The following is a 19,013-nucleotide window of genomic DNA, read 5'->3' on the forward strand; positions in this document are numbered from 1 at the left end:
GGAGCCAAAATCAGCATGTTTATCGTGGCCGGTGCACCAGCACACTCTTCTTTTAAGCAAACGCAACTATTAACTCGTTTACAGTCAATTAGTTCGGTTCAATCAATAGAAAGTCAATGGGTTTATTTATTCGACCAAGCGCTCAACGAGCAACAACAGCAATCCGCTTTACAGCTTCTAAATGATGGTGCGTCATTTGAATTACGCCAAGCAGCCACAGATGAGATTCAAATCTTAGTCACTCCACGCGTAGGCACAATTTCGCCGTGGTCTTCAAAAGCGACCGATATTTTCGCGAACTGCAACACACCGGTTCATCGTCTTGAACGCGGTGTTTTGTTTACTTTGAAGGGTGTAAAAGACGTTTCAAATGAAATTAAGCAAATTCTGCATGACCGAATGACAGAAAGTGTTTTCAATCAAATTGACGATGCTGCTGCTTTATTCACTGAAACTGAGCCAAAACCGCTGAACTCGATTGATATTCTAGGTCACGGTAAAGAAGCGCTCGTAAAAGCAAACTCTGAATTTGGTTTTGCTTTATCGGATGAAGAAATTGATTACTTAACTGATGCATTTATCAAGTTAGGTCGCAATCCGCATGACATTGAACTCATGATGTTTGCACAAGCGAACTCTGAGCATTGTCGTCATAAAATCTTTGGTTCAGAATGGACAATCGATGGTGAAGTTCAACCATTGTCATTGTTCCAAATGATTAAAAATACCTATAAAGAATCGCCTACAGATGTATTGTCAGCATATAAAGACAATGCTTCAGTGATTGTTGGTTTTGATACGCAACGTTTTTACCCGAAAAAAGATGAAAACGGCCATTATGTTTATAAATATAAGAGCCAAGCTGCCCACATCTTAATGAAAGTGGAAACCCACAACCATCCTACAGCGATTGCACCATTTGCAGGTGCGGCAACAGGTTCGGGCGGTGAAATCCGTGATGAAGGTGCAACAGGTCGTGGTGGTAAGCCAAAAGCAGGCTTAACAGGTTTCACTACATCTAACTTGAATATTCCAGGCTTCGAACAGCCATGGGAAGAAAACTACGGTAAACCATCTCGTATGGCATCTCCACTTCAAATTATGATTGAAGGTCCATTGGGTGGTGCTGCATTTAACAACGAATTTGGTCGTCCTGCGTTAAATGGTTACTTCCGTACATTTGAGCAAAATGTAAATGGTGATGTAAAAGGTTTCCATAAGCCAATTATGATTGCTGGTGGTTACGGTAACATCCGTCCTGACCACGTTGAAAAAGATGCGATCCAACCGGGCGATTTATTGATCGTGCTTGGTGGTCCTGCAATGCTCATCGGTCTTGGTGGTGGCGCTGCTTCTTCTGTAGATAGCGGTACAATGGGCGAAAGCTTAGACTTTGCTTCTGTACAACGTGAAAACCCAGAAATGGAACGCCGTTGCCAAGAAGTCATTGATACTTGCTGGCGTATGGAAGACCACAACCCAATCGTGTCTGTACATGACGTAGGTGCTGGTGGTATTTCAAATGCGATGCCTGAACTGGTAAATGACCACGAATTAGGTGCAAAACTTGATCTTCGTAAAGTACCATCATTGGAGCCAGGTATGGCGCCAATGGAAATTTGGTCAAATGAAGCGCAAGAGCGTTATGTATTGGCGATCCGTCCATCTTCATTAGAATTATTTGAATCAATCTGTGCGCGTGAACGTTGTCCGTTTGCCGTATTAGGTGAAGCGACTGAAGCGCGTCATTTAACGGTTGAAGATCCATTGTTTGGTAACAACCCAGTTGATGTACCAATGCAAGTGATCTTAGGTGGTACGCCACGTATGAGCCGCGCGTATGACTGTATCGAACGTCACGGTGATGACTTTGATGCTGCACAAGTGACTGATCTTAAAGATGCGATTTACCGTGTGATTAAGAACCCAACAGTTGCGTCTAAATCATTCTTAATTACCATTGGTGACCGTTCAATTACAGGTATGGTTGCACGTGACCAAATGGTTGGTCCATGGCAAGTGCCTGTAGCAGATGCTGCGGTAACAACAACAAGTTTAGTGGGCTACACAGGCGAAGCAATGGCAATGGGTGAACGTCCACCTGTAGCATTGTTAAATCCTGCGGCATCTGCACGTTTAGCAGTGGCTGAGTCAATCACCAACATCATGTCTGCAAAAATCGAGAAAATCAGTGACATTAAATTGTCTGCGAATTGGATGGCTGCAGCAGGTCAAGTAGGCGAAGATCAAGCATTATTCGAAGGTGTAAAAGCCATCGGTATGGAAATGTGTCCTGCGCTTGGTATCGCAATTCCTGTAGGTAAAGATTCTTTATCGATGCGTACGACTTGGAATGACGAAGGTGAAGATAAGTCTGTAACTTCTCCAATGTCAGGTGTGATCACAGCATTTGCACCAGTGACTGATGTGCGTAAGACATTGACACCAGAATTGAAAAACTTAGATTCAGTACTTGTACGTATTGATTTGTCTAAAGGTCAATTCCGTCTAGGTGGTTCGATCCTTGCGCAAGTGTATAAAGCAATTGGTTCTGTAACGCCTGACGTAGATAGCTTCGATGACTTCAAAGCATTCTTTGCATTGGTGCAAGATTGGAACAACCGTGGCTTAATCAAGGCTTACCATGACATCGGTGATGGTGGTTTAATCGCAACTGTTGCAGAGATGATGTTCGCTTCACGCTTAGGTGTGGCTTTAGAAGATCAATCTGTAGCAAGCTTATTTGCTGAAGAAATTGGTGCAGTTTTACAAATTGCTAAAGCTGATTGGGATACACTACAGGCTGAAGTTTCAGCATCAAGCTTAAAAGATGCGATCAGTGTCGTTGGTACAGTGAATACTACTGATACGCTAACGATCAATGGTTTAACGCTTGATCGTGTTGAACTGCAACAAGCGTGGACTGAAGTGTCACATCAGATTCAACGTTTACGTGACAACGTGGAAACTGCAGATCAAGAATATAGTCTAATTGCGAATAAAGATCATAAAGGTCTTATTGCAAAAGCGACATTCGATTTGAATGAAGAAATTGAAGCACCGTATATCAATACACGTCGTCCGAATATGGCAATCTTGCGTGAGCAGGGTGTAAATGGTCATGTGGAGATGGCAGCTGCATTCGACAAAGTTGGTTTCAATACGATTGATGTCCATATGAGTGACCTACTCGCTGGTCGTGTAAGCCTTGATGAATTTGAAGGTTTAGTGGCATGTGGTGGTTTCTCTTACGGTGACGTTTTAGGCGCTGGTGGTGGTTGGGCGAAGTCAGTATTGTTCAATCCTAAACTTCGTGATCAATTTGAGAAATTCTTTAACCGTCAAGAAACATTCTCACTCGGTATCTGTAACGGTTGCCAAATGTTGTCTCAATTGGCTCCACTCATTCCAGGTGCTGAAAACTGGCCACGTTTCCATCGTAACGTATCAGAAATGTTTGAAGCGCGAGCTGTAAACGTTCGTGTTGAAAAATCTAAATCTGTACTGTTAGAAGGTATGGAAGGTTCGATTTTACCAATTGCTGTGGCGCATGGTGAAGGTCGCGTTGTTGCAGCGGACAGCTCTATTGCTGCATTGAATGCGGGTAATCAAGTGACTTTACGTTATGTTGATAGCCAAGGTAATCCAACTCAACATTACCCATTGAACCCGAACGGCTCACCTGAAGCAATTACAGGTGTGACTTCAACTGATGGCCGTGCAACGATTATGATGCCTCATCCAGAGCGTAACTTCCGTGCGATTCAGCACTCTTGGAAACCTGAAGATTGGGATCAAGATGGTGCATGGTTACGTATGTTCCGTAATGCTCGTAAGTTTATTGGTTGATTAAATCAATAGATTGAAAAAGCCACCATAAGGTGGCTTTTTCATAGGTAAATTATTGTTTTGAAGATGTAGAATTGAGTTGAAAAAAAATAAAGAGTTCTCAAATGTCTGGTCTAATTTAAAAAGTATTACACTTGCGTGAATTGCTAATAGCTAGGGCTACAGATAGTTATGAAAAAGGTACATCAGAGGCATTTCAAGAGCTTAGAAAAGAATTGCTGATAAAAAAACATTTTATGGATATATTCCATTTATTGTTAAAGATACAAATACCTTAGATGAGTTTGAAGCGAGAATTAAAATGGGATTTTAAATCTTATGTGGAACGTGATAATTATATTTATTCAGAATTTAAAGAGTTATTGAATGTTTTAGAAAGTAGAAATACTTCTCCCTTAGATCAAGTAGTGGAGTTGAGAATTAACGAATTAAGTTCTGATTATATTCATCAAATATGGCAGAAAGCATTAGAGCGGAGAGTAACTGATCCTGATGGTGCTATTACATTAGCAAGGACACTTTTAGAGTCGACTTGTAAATATATTCTTGATGAACATTAAATTGACTACGGAAATGCGCCTGATATTAATCAACTATATAGATTAGTCAGTAAAGAATTAAATTTAGCACCTTCTCAACACACAGAACAAACTTTTAAACAGATTCTTGGAGGATGTAGTTCAGTGATTGGAGGCTTAGGATCATTGAGAAACAAAGTAGGGGATGCACATGGTCAGGGCAAAAAGAATTTTAAGCCTGCATCGCGTCATGCTGAATTGGCAGTCAATTTAGCTGGAACAATGTCAGTTTTTTTATTTTCAACGTGGAGCTTAAAAGAAAATAGTGAATAAATTTATTAATAAAAAGCATTGTTAAATAGTATCTTAAATTTACCTTATGGAAAAATAAATTTAGATTCGCTAACATGAGCTTATTCAGCCACCATTTTGGTGGTTTTTTGTTTTTATAGATTTGGTTTCAAAATCTTTCTCCCACTGGACTTGGTTTGGTTTTTGCTTTTATATAGAGGTTAGGACAAGTGTGTTTATTGGACATATAGCTAACCATAATAAGTAAGAATTTAATGCGGTTCGTTTTTAACTCAGGTATGAGGTGACGATATGACCAAAACAATGATGATACTGAACAAAAACGAGTTGAGGCAAAAAGGCTGGAAGCTATTCGCTTTTGTGGCCAGTCTTCAAATCCTATTTTTAATTGCAGGTTATTTCTTAACTGCGTAAAAAAAAGCCACCTTAAGGTGGCTTTTTTTAAATTCGAATTTAAAGCTCAGTTAATGAATCTTTAAGTTGATGCTGATCGAATAAATGATTACAAGCTACGACATTGTCCTTCTTTGTCCCCCTTAACGCGGTTTTGTCCGCCTTTTGGAGTTTGGCTATTTGACTCACATTTTAAATTACCATCGACCTGATTTGCAGTAACCTGAATGCTTGAACGATTTTCTTTAAGTTCAATATTGCCATCTACACGGTTATTGTGCAGTTGGATCGTTTTACCTTTTTCAAGTTGAATATTGCCGTAAATGCTATTGTTTTTAGCCGTCACTTGACCAAAATTTCCTTTAGATTCGAGGTTACCATCAATCGTGCTATTTAAAATAGTTGCTTGCGCATTTGAATAGAGCATTACATTGCCTTTGACCGTAACTTGATCAAGCGTACATGGTTGTTTCACTTTTATATTGTCATCAATGGTTTTATTCTTAATTACACCGTTACAATTAAAGTCAGCGAGCGCTGGAACAGACAAACCTAAAAGTAGGGATGATAAAATTAACTTATTCATTTTAAACTCCTTTCATTATAATATGTTCATAATTGAACCATGTCATGATATGAAAGAAATGTGACAATCCTTTGAATACTCAGCTAATTTTTTTGCTTTAATGATAATTTGTATAAATAAAACTTAATAATGACTATTTTGTTCAATAACGGAATATATCCAAACAGTCACTCACAAGTAGTGAGGCAGATTTTTATCAAAAGCCCTCTATAAGTTAATTCTACTATTTCAATAAACAATTAAATAAAGCATTTTTTAGAGTAAAATTTTTTTTAAATTGTAGAATTTATATGAATAATATATTTGGAGCTAAAAAATACCTAATTAAACTGAGTAACTATTGTTTAACTTTAAAACTCAATCGAGTCATCAGATTGTTCGTGGTTTTAATATTTTATAAATTTTAGATTTTAGAATAGTCACTATGAAAAAAATATTGATCTTAACAGGCTTGGCACTTATGTGCAGTCATGCTTATCCAACAAATATTACAGTTGATAAACTGATGAATTTAAATTCTTTAAACTGTCAAGCGTCAGCGCAAATCTTTCAAATTTCAAATGATCTTAATGAACAAAAAAGCGTGGAATTAAGGTAAATTAGACGAAACAGGAAGTTAAATTAGCCCATGATGTTTATCAGGGAATCTATGCTTATCAAAATTATAAAACCAAACATATGGTTCAAGATGATTTTGCTGTGAACTTTAAAAAGTATGGTGTGCGAGTCATCAAAATTGCATTTCAAGCAATTAAAACTTCAGAGAGTGAATCAGGCGCTTATTATTTTATTTTTCAAGGTCACCCATCGACTGTACTTTATCAACTGAAAAAATACTTTGGCGAGAAGTGGATTAGTGAGCTGAGCTTGGATGAAACACCTCAGGGAAATACCAAGTTAAGCTGTGTGTATATAGGATGAAGGAAGTCAAATAAACATATCTAACAAATTTCGACCATGATCATAAGACACTTTGTTTATTAATCCTGACGTTAGCCAAAAAATTCAGCAGAATAAAGCCACCTAACGGTGGCTTTATTCGTTTAAACAGTAAGTTGGATCTGTTTCAGAACTGCTCTCAAAGTATTTTCAAAATCAAAAGATTCATTGGTACTGTCTTGATAACGCCAAGCAACATAGCCATCTGGACGTACTAAAACAGCACCAGATTCATGAATTTCAGACTTCGCATTCCATGTACCATAGACATCACGATAATCTCTTGAACCGATTTGAATGACATCTAAGTACTCAAGATTAAGCTGTTCAGCAGCTTGTTTCCAGCCTTTGCCTGAGAGGCCTGTGAGTAAGGTAAAACGACCTTTGCCCGTAATATCCAGAGTTGAAACTTTTTGACCTTTAGCATTGATGAGCCAAGTATGCGGTACTTTTGCTCCAGGGCGTGTAGTGGCTTGTAGGTAAAGTTGATCATCTTGTTTAAATACTTCAGGTTCTGATTCAGAGATGACCGCATTTGAGCTATAACGCTGATTCAGTTCAACACCTTGAGCATTAAATTCAAAATTTTTAATTGCTAATGCATTGTAGAGTTTTGTACGTATTTCAGCGCCTTGTTCATTTTCAGCAAAAATACGCTCCAGCATTTGCTTTTGGGTTGTTACACCTTGATCAAAACCAAAAACTTCTTTGAGGTGTTTATAATCAAATCGTGATTGGTTGGCACGTGCAACAATTTGCTTACCTACAGGCGCACGTTCAACGGTATAAGAATCGAGAAGCGTAGGTTGAGACCAACCTTTAACTGCATATGCAAGTTTCCAACCGAGGTTAAAGGCATCCTGCATGCAGGTATTTGAGCCTAAACCACTTGATGGTGGATGACGATGTACGGCATCGCCACCACAGAACACGCGACCTTTCGAATATTCAGTTGCCCATGTTTGGTTCACGTACCAATAAGACAATTTTTGAATTTCGACATCTTCTACATGCTCACCAACGAAGGCATCAAGGCGTGCGCGAACTTGTTCTTCAGTCACTTGAGGCTCACCTTTAGAAATATCGAAGCCCCAACCCATAATCCACTCATTCCATGGGGTGATAGCACGCAATAGCCCCATACCTAAATCACCAAAACTGGCTTCAGGATTGACAATCCATTGCAAAATCGCAGGACGGTGCTGAACGTATTTAGACAAATCTGCCTTGAAGGTTACATAGACTGTACCAGCCCGTGCCATCACGCCTTCAAGGGGTAATCCAAGCTGTTCAACGACTTTTGAACGTGCACCATCCATTCCCACCAAGTATTTGGCGCGTAAATTGAATTCGGTACTGGTTATCCGATTGAGGAAAGTCGCAGTCACACCGTGTTCATCTTGTACGTGAGATAAATATTCAGTATTGAAGTTAAAAATAGCGCCTCGCTTAGCCGCATTTTTAACGAGTAGCGCTTCCATTTTAGGTTGGATAAGATCTACTAAAGGGCATGGACTTCCTTTGATATAATCGCCATGACGTTCATCGCCTGTGCCCCAAGCACTGATACGAGCAATTTCTTCACCGACTAAACTGGTTGTGATGAGGCTTTCACCCATGTGTTCCCAAGGTGTTGCGATTTCCTTCACCTGTTCTTCGATACCTAAATCACGGAGGACTTCCATGGCACGTTGATTAGTAATATGTGCACGAGGACTGTTGGCTAACCAATTAAACTGGGTAAACAATTGAACTTTGACGCCATAATTGGCAAGGGCAAGCCCCAGAGTTGAACCAGCAGGACCAGTACCAATGACAAGAACATCAGTGTCAAAATGTTGAGACATGCTTTTTCCTAAATGAATTGAATACATGGGGAGAGTTTTTGAATTGAGTCAGTCTAGAAAAAAAGTGCAGTGATCTATAGTCGTATTCATATAAACTATCGATCTATATAAAATTCAAAGTAATGAACGTGCACTTATGCACGATGGGCTGATTGAGATATGGAATTACGACATTTACGGTATTTTATGACTGTTGCTCAAGAGCAAAGCTTTACTAAAGCTGCCGAAAAGCTCTATACCGCACAACCATCACTCAGTCAGCAAATTAAAGATCTTGAACAGGAAGTCGGTGTTACTTTATTTGATCGGACCACTCGTAAAGTCAAACTGACTGATGAAGGGGAAGCATTTTTAAAATACGCAGCTTTGACGCTGGACAATGCCAAGCAAGCTGTAGCTGCAGCTAGACAGGTCGCTCAGCAAAAGAATAATCAGATTCACATTGGATTTTTGAATGTGGCTGAACTGAAACTGATGCCTAGCATTCTGGCGCAGTTAAGAAAGAATATTCCTAATCTTAAAATTCATTTACACAGTTTGACTTGTACTGAGCAAATACAAAAACTTAGAAATGCTGAACTTGATATATGTTTTACTCGATACAAAATGGATCATTCAGATTATGAAGATATCCATATTCTGACAGAACAAATTTATTTGGTGGCTGCGGACAATCTTCATCCTTCAGAACGGACATTGAAACTACAAGAGTTAAAAAATTCATCAGTGATTATGTGTGAACAAAATGCTTCACCAATATTCTATGACAAATTAAATGTTCTAGTTCCCTTCGAAAAGATGGATGATCAAATGCTGTGGGTGACTAATGTATTACAGCATATCAATCTGATTAATTTGGGAATGGGCTTTAGTTTTGCTCCCGAATACCTCCTGAAGTTTTTAAATCATAATATCAAAATTGTGAAAACAGATGAGCAATTACCACAGCTTGGTCTATATGCGAATTATCATCGTCATTCAAACAATATTGCATTGAAAATGATTACTGAAGCCCTTATGCAAATGACAACAGAGCGGAAAAGAGTGGAAGAGGTTATTCATGCTTAAACTGATCTATTTTGTACCAGAATCACATCTAGAGTTGACGAAACAGGCAGTATTTGAAGCAGGTGCAGGCGGGATCGGTGATTATGAGCAATGCGCTTGGCAGGTCAAGGGCTTAGGTCAATTTAAACCTGTCAATGGGGCTCAACCATTTATAGGTCAAGTCGGAGAGCTTGAACAAGTTGAAGAGTGGCGTGTAGAAACTATTGTGCCTGAAGATAAAGCCATAGATGTGGCACGTGCATTAAAAGCCAGTCATCCTTATGAAGAACCAGCTTTTGAATTCTTACACATTATCTCTATTGACCCATGATCGGTTGAATTTTGTATGCGCTGACGATACGAGGATGGAGATTCTCCTGTCCAATATTTGAAGGCTCGAGAAAAGGCTGATGGCTCTGAAAACCCTGTTAAATAGACAATTTCATCATGTTTGAGTGCGGTTTTCGCTAGTAACTGACGAGCAAGTTTTTGTCTGAATGACGTTAGAACATTCTCGTAATTCGTTCCAATATCTTTGAGTGAAATTTGGATTTTACGCGGGGAGAGTTTAAGAATTCTTGCGATATCTTCTAGAGCGAATTGTCTTAATTTTAGTTGTTCGCCTAAAGCCTCTTCAATTTTAATGACTAGTTCATGTTTATCTACAAGTTCAATGTGCTTCTCAATGATAGCTTGATGTAACAGAAATAAATCAGGCTGAGCAGACGGAGAGGCATATTCTAGAATTTCTGCTTTGAATTTTATACAACCATAAGGCTGATTAAAATAAACTGGGCAATGCCATAGCTCATGATATAAGTCCTGAAATTCTGTATTGTCGTAGCTGAGCCAAATTTCTTGTGCTTGAAATTTTCCCTGACTGATATAATCAAAAAAAGATAAAACAATGGTAATCGTACATTCTAAATAATGACGGACAGGGTGATGAAAACCTTTTAGGGTAACGGTGTCATCTTCTATGTGAAGTTCAATATCCAATCCTGTAGTGAAATATTGATAGTATTTCATTGCTATTTTTAATGCATCGCCAAAATTTGCACTACTTAAAAAAATGTATTCAAAAAGTTGACCACGAAAAGTGGGGAGATGGTGACCGACAGTTAAACCAATATTGGAATTTTGTGTAATAACTTCTGTGAGTTCCCAGAATTTTTTTTGAACACGATTGTCATATCTTAAATCGCGTTGAGGATAGTCGATTGGATGTTGTAACGCATTTAATTGCGACAATATTAAATCCACATCAACGCCCATATTTTGCAGTGTCTCGTATACCATGCTTGGAAAAATACCAGCATCGGTTCTGATTTTACTTTTTCTTGCGCTCATACCGATATTCAAGACTCAAGTCATGCATTGGAAAAACTAAGGATGCTCTATCCTCAGTTTAAAATGCTGAAATTATAATGTTGAAATGAGTTTAGAAATAATTTGAATGAATGAACATGTCTTTAAATGTCAAAGCCCCATCTCATGAGGCTTAATTATTGAAAGTTTATTTTGAAGCGCTTAATTGCTTATAGGATCAATATACTCAATATAACCTCGACCCTGAATATGCTGACCTTTGAATTGACCTGAATATTGGTAACTACCTGCATAACCGCCAGCCATACCATATTTAAAGTCGCCATTAGCCTTGCCATAAATAGAAATCAGAAGATTGCCTTGATCATCATTGACTTGCCATTCAAAGACTCGAGGTAAACGCATTTTAATGCCATTTGGTGTAGTTACAGGTTCAGGCTCATATTCATGCACCACAGATTCAAGCCCTCGTTCGTATATTCCTCCATGATGATCTACAGAACGAACGTAAACACGACTTTGCAAAACTAAACCCATTGGACCATGAGTGTCCACAAATAAGACTTGAGTGTGGTTATTAATATTTAAGATTTGATAAGTAAAAAATCGAATGGGAATGTTGATATTGACACCACGTGCATATTCGAAGGTGCATAGACCTTGAACCTGAGTTTTCTGCCCATCGAGTTCTAAATATCCTTGGTACTCACAAAGCAGTGACCAATGTTCATACATGCTTCCGGCGAGTTTAACGAAATGTGCGATTTTATCAGTCGCTTTTAATTTAAGTTCATAATTGAAAGCATGACCTTGGCGAGTTGCTTTAATGTCTGGGTAGTTAACCTCTATAACTAAGTCATTACCGAATTTGAGATATTGACCATTAGTCGCCAGTAAACATTCATGCTGTATACTATATCCAGAAAATAAATTAGGCTGCGTTGCAGCAGTACCAATTAATAGATTTGCGGTATCTAAATCTGAAGTTTTTATTAAATGAGAATTTCTGAATATTTTAACGAGAGGTTGTCCTGCAACCACAATCATATTTAAGAAGTTGAATGGGGCAGGTAGATTAGGAATCATGATCCCGTAGTGTACACAGGTATATTTCCCGACAGGTGTGTGTGTCGCAGTGTTTGGATCAAAAGCTTGACCATTTACAAGAGATGAATAATCTATATGTTTAACAATGCTTGAGGGAAGTTTAATTTTCATCTTATTCTCAATTAATATTTTGGCTTAAAATCATTTTTGGAAAAATACAATCAAAAATATAAATCGAGATAAAAGAAAAAAATTGACACTACAAACAGTAAGCAATTGTTTGAAGTGTCAACACGAAAAATAAGTCATCAAAAATGTGTGATATTACATTTAAACTTTTTGAATAAATAAGTCTCGATCGAAACGATATTGTGGGAAGAACACACCATCTTCAGCACGCTCTCCCGCACCAATGACCATTATTGGAAACTCTTTAGCATTGAGCCCCAATGTTTTACATACTAAAGGTTCGTCAAAACCTTCCATCATACAACTGTCGAATCCATAAGCTCTGAGCGCGAGTACAAGATTTTCGCAGGCTAAAGCTGTTGTCTTCGCTGCCCAAAGTTTGGCATCCGCAGGTGTAAAAGCGGTAACAGGCATTTGTTTGTCAAAAGTACGTGCTACTTTGAAAGTTACTTTCTTAAAGTTACCAATTGCATTTAAGTAACCCGTTTTATAATTCAGTGGAATATAGGTGTAATATTTTTTGACGAGTGGAGGAATCTCAGGAAATGGAAATTCTTGAATATTCAGCTTTGCCATTTCATTAATTCGATCTGTACGTGCGACACAGACAATCAATTCAGCCGCTGTGCGCGCAGCCCATTGATTTAGACACGCTTTTACAATCTTTTGTTTCTTTTCAGGATTTTGGACAACATAAAAAGTCCAAGGTTGTAAGTTAGATGAATTAGGGGCCAAGAGTGCTAAATCTAAACATTGATCGAGGATATCAGACGGTATAGGTTTTCCTGTAAACTTCCGAACAGATCGACGACTGGTCACGACCTTTTTGAAATTTTCAACATCAATGCCTTGTGGTGCAGGTTCGTAGTAGCGTTTTTTTTCAGTCGTCATGATCCATTCCTTAGATAGAGAGTATTCACCGAGTCGTGAGACTCGGATCTTTTAGCTTAATTAAATTGTGTGAAATCAGGTTTACGTTTTTGCATAAAAGCTTGTACAGCTTCCATCATTTCTGGAGAACCGACGCGCCCCATAAAGATTACTGCTTCATGATCAATCCAGGACACGATCTCATCAACATCATGTTTCATTAAGGCTTTAGATTGCACGAGAGAAGCAAGTGGTAGTGAAGCCAGTTGAGTGGCTTTTTGAGCGGCAGTTGCATAAACGTCAGATTCAATACTGTTGATCAAGTTTGCAGCCAATGCTTTTTCACTGTCGAATTTATCAGCAGTTAATAAAAGTTCTGCTGCTTTCACATGACCTGCTTGACGTGCTAGTAATTTACTAGATGCGCCTTCAGGTGAAAGACCTAAGCTTACAAATGGAATTTGGAACAAAGCAGTGTTATCTGCATAAACTAAGTCACAATGCAATAAGATCGTTACGCCAATACCAATTGCAACACCACGTACCGCAGCAATCAGTGGTTTAGAAAATTTAGCAGCAGATTTTAAAAGCACAAAAGGAGGACCATCTTCTGGACGAATTTGATCTTTCATCGCCGCAGATTTCATGAAGTCTTGCATATCATTACCAGCACTGAAATCCGCATCTTCGCCACGTAAAATGACCACACGAACAGCTTGATCTTTGTCTGCTTCATTAAGGGCTTTGGCGATCCATAGGTATAATTCGCCGTATAATGCATTTTTGGCTTTAGGACGATTAATCGCCAAGGTCAGCACACCATCTTCTAATTTTGCATTTAAATGCTCATGAGGTTGTTGAATACAACTTAATGACATCGTACTATCCTTGCTTTCAATTAATATAGATTTTATGAAATCTATTATGTCGTATTCTGGCGAAGAGTGACATAACTGATCAGTTCATAAACGTGACTTGGCGATGAATTATAAATTTGATTATTTGGTTTATATCGGACGTTTTCAGCCTTTTCATTTGGCACATATGGAAACCATTAAAATTGCGCTGACGCATAGCCAGAACGTTATTTTAGCGCTTGGTTCTGCTCAATTAGAGCGGAATATAAAAAATCCATTTTTAGCCATTGAACGTGAACAGATGATTTTGTCTAACTTTTCTCCTGATCAACAGGCAAGAATCAAATTTGTACACGTCATTGATGTTTATAATGATGAAAAATGGCAAAAATTGGTCAAATCTTTAGTGGCGGATGTAGTACAGCCAAGTGATCAAGTCGGCTTAATCGGTCACTTTAAAGATGACTCATCTTATTATCTAAAATTTTTCCCAGAATGGGAGATGTTGGAACTCGATAGTTTAAAAGGTGCAATTTCTGCAACACCACTTCGTGAAGCATACTATCGGGGGGAAATTATGGAAAAAGAACTTCCCCACGGAACCATTCAATTTTTACAAGCGTTTCAAAATTTAGAAATTTACCAACAACTGAAAACTAAATACCAACGTCAAGACAGTACAAGTTTGAGTGAATCAATTGAATGATTGTGTTTAACACAAGAAAACCGAGGGAAATCGTGCGTACTATTACACAAATGAGTTTGGCCACAGTGCTATTGTCTGCTTCTGTTTTTGCTCAAGCGCAAACATGGACACTATCACCTAGCAGTAAGATCAGCTTTGATATCCGATCTGCAGGAATGTCGATTGTAAATGGGCAATTTCAAAAGTATCAATCACAGATGAATTTTGATCCGGCACAGCCTAATCAAGGTTCAGCTAAATTTGTGATGGATGTGAATAGCCTTAAACTGAGCAAAAACTCTTTAAAGGATATGGTCTTTGGTGACAGTTTCTTTCATGCAAGCAAATATAAAACTGTGACCTTTCAAAGTAATCAAATTCGTGCTTTAGGAAATAATAAATACAAATTTGATGGACAACTCACTATGCGTGGTGTGACACGTCCAGTTTCATTTGAGACAACTTTAACTCCAAATGCATCGAATCCAAATGTGTTGAATGTACAATCTTCAACAGTCATCAACCGTAGTGATTTTGGTATGCGCAAAGCGATTGGTGGAATTGGCGAAAAAGTGAATATCAAGCTTGAAGGGCAATGGAAAGCCAACTAAATCGATAAAAAGAAAGCAGTGATTCAATCACTGCTTTTTTAATGTCATGAGTATGTCAGTAATATGTTTGAGTTGTGGGGACTGCTGTTTCCAATGATGCCAATATAGATCAACGTCTTGTGTTGCCTCAGGCAACAAACAAATCAATTGTCCTTGATCGAGTAAGTCTTGAATTTGCAGTTGAGGCACCATGCCATAGCCTAAGCCGAGTTGGATTGCATCGACAAATGACTTAGAAGAGGGGACATAATGATATGGATAACTAGATTGCGGTAATCCAAATTGATTGAGTAGAACAGTTTCATGTAAATGATCTTTATCATTAAAGATGACCGCAGGCGCACGGCGAAAGGAATCGCGATTTAGTCCGTTTTTAAACCATGCTAATTTGAATTCTGGCGTACACACCATTTGATAACGCATCGTGAACAAAAATTCTGAGTGGCAACCTGTCATGGGTTGGGATTCAGCGCTTATACATGCATTTACATAGCCTGATTCCATTAATTGATGCGTATGATCCTGATCATCTATTCGAAGTTGTATTGTGATTTTATGCTCTATTAACTTTTCAGCAATCGCAGGCAAAAGCCAAGTTTCTAATGAATCTGCATTCGTTCCAATGATAATTTTATAAAACTCAGAATTTTGACTTTTTCCCTGAATAAGCTGCAGAACATTTTCTTCTTGACGCTTTTGCCTTAATAAATGTTCAAGCAATATTTCACCTGAATGTGTCACACGACAAGGTCGTTCTCTCAGGATTAATGTTTGCCCAATCTGCCGTTCTAATTGTTGGATTCGAAGAGTAATTGCAGCCGCAGAGAGACAAAGCTTTTTAGCAGCCAGATCAAAACTTCCAGTTTCCGCCACGGTGATAAACGCGACACAGTCTTTATAATTGAAAATCATGATTTAATAAAACTTAATGAACTTAATATTAATTTAATAATACTCAATTTAAGATTGAATTGTTCATAATCCGCCTAATGATAAATATTAGGTGTTTTATGTCTTTATCCGTACTGTTTAATGGCTTTGTAACGAGTTTAAGTTTGATTATGGCGATAGGTGCTCAGAATGCTTTTGTGCTCAAACAGGGCTTAAAAAAAGAATATGTTTTATCCATTTGCCTCATTTGTGCCTTTTCAGACTCACTTCTAATTTTGGCTGGGGTATTTGGATTTGGGAAGTTTATCTCAGGCCATCCACAAATAATGACGTATGCACAATGGGGTGGGGCTACATTTTTAGTTGTATATGGTGCCCATCATTTTTATCAAGCGTTTTCGACCAAAAAATCGATGTGTCTTGATCATCATACGGCTGTTTCATGGTTTAAAATTATTCTCATTTGCTTGGCATTCACATGGCTAAATCCCCATGTATATCTAGATACTATCGTGCTTGTAGGTGCGATATCAACGCAATTTGAAGATCACTTATTATCGTTTGCTATCGGTGCGATCACAGCATCATGGTTATTTTTCTTTAGTTTGGGTTTTGGTGCGCATTATCTATCAGCTTACTTTCACAATCCCCGCGCATGGCAAGTCTTGGATATTTTGATTGCTTTAATCATGTGGTACATCGCCTATCACTTAATTATATGAATATTGATTAGATAAATTCCTCTAAAGCTTGTACGTCGATTAGATGACAACATTTAATGAACAAAAACTCACATAAATATAATAATGAGAATCATATAATAATGATTCTCATTATTATTAATTGTTCCGAAAATGAAAAATTACAGTACCAAATTACTCTCTCAATCTGTAAGTGTTCTTATGATGAGTGGCGGTATAGCGACTATCACATGGGCAAATGATCAAAACCAACTTCCTACGATTACAACACAAGCTGAAGCGATAAATGCTTATGCAGATGGAAAATTAAGCAATGTATCTAAGTTAGGTGCTTTAGGTGAAAAAAAATTAATCGATACACCATTCACTGTAATGCAATATGAGGAGCAATTAATACGAGAAAGACAGGCATCCACCGTAGGTGATGTTTTAAAAAATGATGCCAGTATTCGACTGACGACAAATCAAGGTCATTTAAACGAAAACTTCAAAATTCGTGGTTTTGACTTAAATCATGAGGATATGAACTACAACGGATTTTATGGTATTGCACCATACGGAAAAGTGCCGACTGAATTTTTAGAATCAGTGACAGTTTTGAAAGGACCAAATGCAATTGTCGCTGGTATGGCACCGAATGGAGGCGTTGGTGGTGTGGTCATTGCCAACTCTAAACGCGCTGACCAAGACATGACAAGACTAAACACACAATACCAAGATGGCGGCTACTATCAATCAGGTATTGATGTCTCAAGACGATTTGGTGCAAACCGTGAGTTTGGTGTTCGGGTCAATGGTGCATATGGTGATGGTGAACATATCATTAATGATATGAATGATCGCATAGTTCTTGGTTCCATCGCTGCGGATTACACCACGGATAAACTTAAAATTAATTTTGATAGTTATGCTATTAAGCAAAATCGCGATGGTGGGTCACCAACAATGGTTGCACTGGGTGGAAAAGATACAGTTAATAAAGTCATTGCACCGCCTAAAGGTGACCAAAACTATTTTACGTGGTTAGAAGGGAATTCTGACAGTAAATTTGCTGGCTTATCAGGTGAATATCAATTTTCACCCTATTTGAAAACCTTTGCTGGTCTAGGATATGCTGAAAAATCATATGATGGTCATTTATTCGGTACACGAATGATCGTAAAGAATGAAGACGGCGATGCCTCTTCACAATATTACCGAGTGGGTGCAAATGAAAAAAATAAAACAGCACACATTGGGGTTGAAGGAAAATTTGATACTGCTGGAATACAGCATAATGTTGGATTGCGTGCAGATTATTTAAATAAAAAATCGGATCAACATAAAGGACGTGGAGCTCCTCCTGTAGATTTTAACACCAATCTTTATGACCCAAGTAAAGAAGGCAATATGCCTTTACAGCGTCCAGAAATTGCACCTTTAGCAGATAATAAGTACATCAGTTATACATTGACTGATCAAATTTCATTATTGAATGATCAGCTTCAATTGATTGTAGGCGCTCGTTATCAAGATATTGAAACGAATAATTTACAGACCAAAAAAAATTACCAAGAAGACCGTATTTCACCAAGTTTAGGGATCGTCGTTAAACCTTTTGGTGAAGACTTGTCACTATATGCAAGCTATGTAGAAGGGTTATCAGAAGGATCGACCGTTGATAATGTCAATGATGCAAACGACAAAGTCACTTTTGCGCCGTTTGTGACGAAGCAATATGAGTTAGGTGCAAAACATCAGCATGGAACTTGGCTGAATACGCTGGCACTTTATCAAATTGAAAAACCAAGCACGATGAGCAAGTCGATTGAACCTTATACAGAAAATGGTGTAACAATTAATCAAATTACAACAGATGGTGCTGAAACTCGATCACGCGGCATTGAGTGGTCATTTTCTGGAGCGATTACTGAAGATTTAAACCTAATGGGAAGTATGGCTTATATTGATGCAAAATATTCCAAAGCTCAAATGAATCAAGGAAATCAAGTTTTTGGTGTACCTGATTTTACTGCAACGCTTGGGGTGGATTATGATGTCCCACAACTCGAAGGATTAAATTTAAATGCCAGAGCAAGTTATGTCAGCGAACAGTATTTAAATGATACCAATACCTTGCAACTTCCAGATTATACCGTCATCGATCTAGGTGCACGTTATAAGACCAAGCTTGGTGGCGTGAATACGACGTTCTTAGCTAATGTTGATAACATTACAGATAAAAAATATTGGGAAGGTGCTTTTAACTCGAATTATGCGCTGATTGGTGGATCAAGAACTTATAAACTTGGTGTAAGTTTTGATTTCTAATCGTAGTTAAAAAGAAGTATAAATAGATGAAA

General features: G+C 38.1%; 18 protein-coding genes. 11 read left to right on the forward strand and 7 right to left on the reverse strand.

From position 1 onward, the window contains the following. Positions 1-15 precede the first annotated feature (15 nt). From purL to AC1M9M_RS06815, 4 genes are all read left to right on the forward strand, one after another. On the forward strand, positions 16-3,849 hold the full coding sequence (gene purL / locus AC1M9M_RS06800; RefSeq protein ID WP_481595952.1) for a phosphoribosylformylglycinamidine synthase: 3,834 nt from the start codon (positions 16-18) through the stop codon (positions 3,847-3,849). 278 nt (positions 3,850-4,127) lie between these two features. Next, complete coding sequence (locus AC1M9M_RS06805) at positions 4,128-4,409, forward strand: hypothetical protein (protein ID WP_481595953.1); 282 nt, start codon at positions 4,128-4,130, stop codon at positions 4,407-4,409. Between the two features lie 24 nt (positions 4,410-4,433). Continuing rightward, entirely contained in the window at positions 4,434-4,700 is a 267-nt protein-coding gene (locus AC1M9M_RS06810) for an abortive infection family protein (protein ID WP_481595993.1), read from the forward strand. A 285-nt stretch (positions 4,701-4,985) separates the two neighbouring features. Continuing rightward, a complete protein-coding gene (locus AC1M9M_RS06815; RefSeq protein WP_481595994.1) occupies positions 4,986-5,093 on the forward strand; it encodes a KGW motif small protein in 108 nt (35 codons plus the stop codon). Between the two features lie 88 nt (positions 5,094-5,181). Here the strand turns inward: AC1M9M_RS06815 and AC1M9M_RS06820 are convergent, their stop codons facing one another. Then, positions 5,182-5,658, reverse strand: a complete 477-nt coding sequence (locus AC1M9M_RS06820; RefSeq protein WP_481595954.1) for a hypothetical protein — start codon at positions 5,656-5,658, stop codon at positions 5,182-5,184. Between the two features lie 699 nt (positions 5,659-6,357). Between AC1M9M_RS06820 and AC1M9M_RS06825 the strand changes: the two genes are divergently transcribed. Then, the gene (locus tag AC1M9M_RS06825) at positions 6,358-6,579 is read left to right on the forward strand and encodes a hypothetical protein (RefSeq protein ID WP_481587768.1); all 222 of its coding nucleotides are present in this window, start codon (positions 6,358-6,360) and stop codon (positions 6,577-6,579) included. A 122-nt stretch (positions 6,580-6,701) separates the two neighbouring features. Here AC1M9M_RS06825 and AC1M9M_RS06830 read toward each other — a convergent pair whose 3' ends face one another. Continuing rightward, positions 6,702-8,444, reverse strand: coding sequence for an FAD-dependent oxidoreductase (locus tag AC1M9M_RS06830; protein WP_481595955.1), 1,743 nt, complete (start codon positions 8,442-8,444; stop codon positions 6,702-6,704). A gap of 159 nt (positions 8,445-8,603) precedes the next feature. Between AC1M9M_RS06830 and AC1M9M_RS06835 the strand changes: the two genes are divergently transcribed. Both AC1M9M_RS06835 and AC1M9M_RS06840 read left to right on the forward strand, forming a co-directional pair. Then, positions 8,604-9,512: a LysR family transcriptional regulator gene (locus tag AC1M9M_RS06835; RefSeq protein ID WP_481587770.1), complete on the forward strand. Its 909-nt coding sequence runs from the start codon at positions 8,604-8,606 to the stop codon at positions 9,510-9,512. Then, complete coding sequence (locus AC1M9M_RS06840) at positions 9,505-9,822, forward strand: NGG1p interacting factor NIF3 (protein ID WP_481595956.1); 318 nt, start codon at positions 9,505-9,507, stop codon at positions 9,820-9,822. Before AC1M9M_RS06835 ends, AC1M9M_RS06840 begins: the two co-directional genes overlap by 8 nt. Here AC1M9M_RS06840 and AC1M9M_RS06845 read toward each other — a convergent pair. From AC1M9M_RS06845 to AC1M9M_RS06860, 4 genes are all read right to left on the reverse strand, one after another. Further along, positions 9,771-10,841 carry a helix-turn-helix domain-containing protein gene (locus tag AC1M9M_RS06845; RefSeq protein ID WP_481595957.1) on the reverse strand — a complete coding sequence of 357 codons (1,071 nt, stop codon included), beginning with the start codon at positions 10,839-10,841 and terminating at the stop codon, positions 9,771-9,773. The genes AC1M9M_RS06840 and AC1M9M_RS06845 overlap by 52 nt on opposite strands. A gap of 180 nt (positions 10,842-11,021) precedes the next feature. Further along, positions 11,022-12,038: a DUF6670 family protein gene (locus AC1M9M_RS06850; RefSeq protein ID WP_481595958.1), complete on the reverse strand. Its 1,017-nt coding sequence runs from the start codon at positions 12,036-12,038 to the stop codon at positions 11,022-11,024. Between the two features lie 159 nt (positions 12,039-12,197). Then, on the reverse strand, positions 12,198-12,947 hold the full coding sequence (locus AC1M9M_RS06855) for a nitroreductase family protein (RefSeq protein WP_092767080.1): 750 nt from the start codon (positions 12,945-12,947) through the stop codon (positions 12,198-12,200). A gap of 56 nt (positions 12,948-13,003) precedes the next feature. Beyond that, entirely contained in the window at positions 13,004-13,804 is an 801-nt protein-coding gene (locus AC1M9M_RS06860; protein WP_481595959.1) for an enoyl-CoA hydratase-related protein, read from the reverse strand. 103 nt (positions 13,805-13,907) lie between these two features. Between AC1M9M_RS06860 and AC1M9M_RS06865 the strand changes: the two genes are divergently transcribed. Beyond that, positions 13,908-14,489, forward strand: a complete 582-nt coding sequence (locus tag AC1M9M_RS06865; RefSeq protein WP_481591405.1) for a nicotinate-nicotinamide nucleotide adenylyltransferase — start codon at positions 13,908-13,910, stop codon at positions 14,487-14,489. 32 nt (positions 14,490-14,521) lie between these two features. Then, positions 14,522-15,079 (forward strand): YceI family protein, encoded by a 558-nt coding sequence (locus tag AC1M9M_RS06870; RefSeq protein ID WP_481591406.1) that lies wholly within the window; start codon positions 14,522-14,524, stop codon positions 15,077-15,079. 27 nt (positions 15,080-15,106) lie between these two features. Here AC1M9M_RS06870 and AC1M9M_RS06875 read toward each other — a convergent pair whose 3' ends face one another. Further along, positions 15,107-15,988, reverse strand: coding sequence for a LysR family transcriptional regulator ArgP (locus AC1M9M_RS06875; protein ID WP_481595995.1), 882 nt, complete (start codon positions 15,986-15,988; stop codon positions 15,107-15,109). Between the two features lie 101 nt (positions 15,989-16,089). On the opposite strand from AC1M9M_RS06875, the gene AC1M9M_RS06880 reads away from it, so the two are divergent. Together AC1M9M_RS06880 and AC1M9M_RS06885 are read left to right on the forward strand one after the other, a co-directional pair. After that, on the forward strand, positions 16,090-16,692 hold the full coding sequence (locus tag AC1M9M_RS06880; RefSeq protein WP_481595960.1) for a LysE/ArgO family amino acid transporter: 603 nt from the start codon (positions 16,090-16,092) through the stop codon (positions 16,690-16,692). Between the two features lie 132 nt (positions 16,693-16,824). Next, on the forward strand, positions 16,825-18,981 hold the full coding sequence (locus AC1M9M_RS06885; RefSeq protein WP_481595961.1) for a TonB-dependent receptor: 2,157 nt from the start codon (positions 16,825-16,827) through the stop codon (positions 18,979-18,981). The last annotated feature ends 32 nt before the right edge of the window (positions 18,982-19,013 follow it).

Source organism: Acinetobacter sp. ANC_7503 (genome assembly GCF_056780035.1).

Coding starts and splice junctions, on each gene's coding strand:
- AC1M9M_RS06865 (WP_481591405.1), top strand. CDS start 13,908: ATGAATTATAAATTTGATTATTTGGTTTATATCGGACGTTTTCAGCCT.
- AC1M9M_RS06835 (WP_481587770.1), top strand. CDS start 8,604: ATGGAATTACGACATTTACGGTATTTTATGACTGTTGCTCAAGAGCAA.
- AC1M9M_RS06885 (WP_481595961.1), top strand. CDS start 16,825: ATGAAAAATTACAGTACCAAATTACTCTCTCAATCTGTAAGTGTTCTT.
- AC1M9M_RS06830 (WP_481595955.1), bottom strand. CDS start 8,444: ATGTCTCAACATTTTGACACTGATGTTCTTGTCATTGGTACTGGTCCT.
- AC1M9M_RS06805 (WP_481595953.1), top strand. CDS start 4,128: ATGAGTTTGAAGCGAGAATTAAAATGGGATTTTAAATCTTATGTGGAA.
- AC1M9M_RS06880 (WP_481595960.1), top strand. CDS start 16,090: ATGTCTTTATCCGTACTGTTTAATGGCTTTGTAACGAGTTTAAGTTTG.
- AC1M9M_RS06815 (WP_481595994.1), top strand. CDS start 4,986: ATGATACTGAACAAAAACGAGTTGAGGCAAAAAGGCTGGAAGCTATTC.
- AC1M9M_RS06840 (WP_481595956.1), top strand. CDS start 9,505: ATGCTTAAACTGATCTATTTTGTACCAGAATCACATCTAGAGTTGACG.
- purL (WP_481595952.1), top strand. CDS start 16: ATGTTTATCGTGGCCGGTGCACCAGCACACTCTTCTTTTAAGCAAACG.
- AC1M9M_RS06855 (WP_092767080.1), bottom strand. CDS start 12,947: ATGACGACTGAAAAAAAACGCTACTACGAACCTGCACCACAAGGCATT.
- AC1M9M_RS06845 (WP_481595957.1), bottom strand. CDS start 10,841: ATGAGCGCAAGAAAAAGTAAAATCAGAACCGATGCTGGTATTTTTCCA.
- AC1M9M_RS06860 (WP_481595959.1), bottom strand. CDS start 13,804: ATGTCATTAAGTTGTATTCAACAACCTCATGAGCATTTAAATGCAAAA.
- AC1M9M_RS06820 (WP_481595954.1), bottom strand. CDS start 5,658: ATGAATAAGTTAATTTTATCATCCCTACTTTTAGGTTTGTCTGTTCCA.
- AC1M9M_RS06850 (WP_481595958.1), bottom strand. CDS start 12,038: ATGAAAATTAAACTTCCCTCAAGCATTGTTAAACATATAGATTATTCA.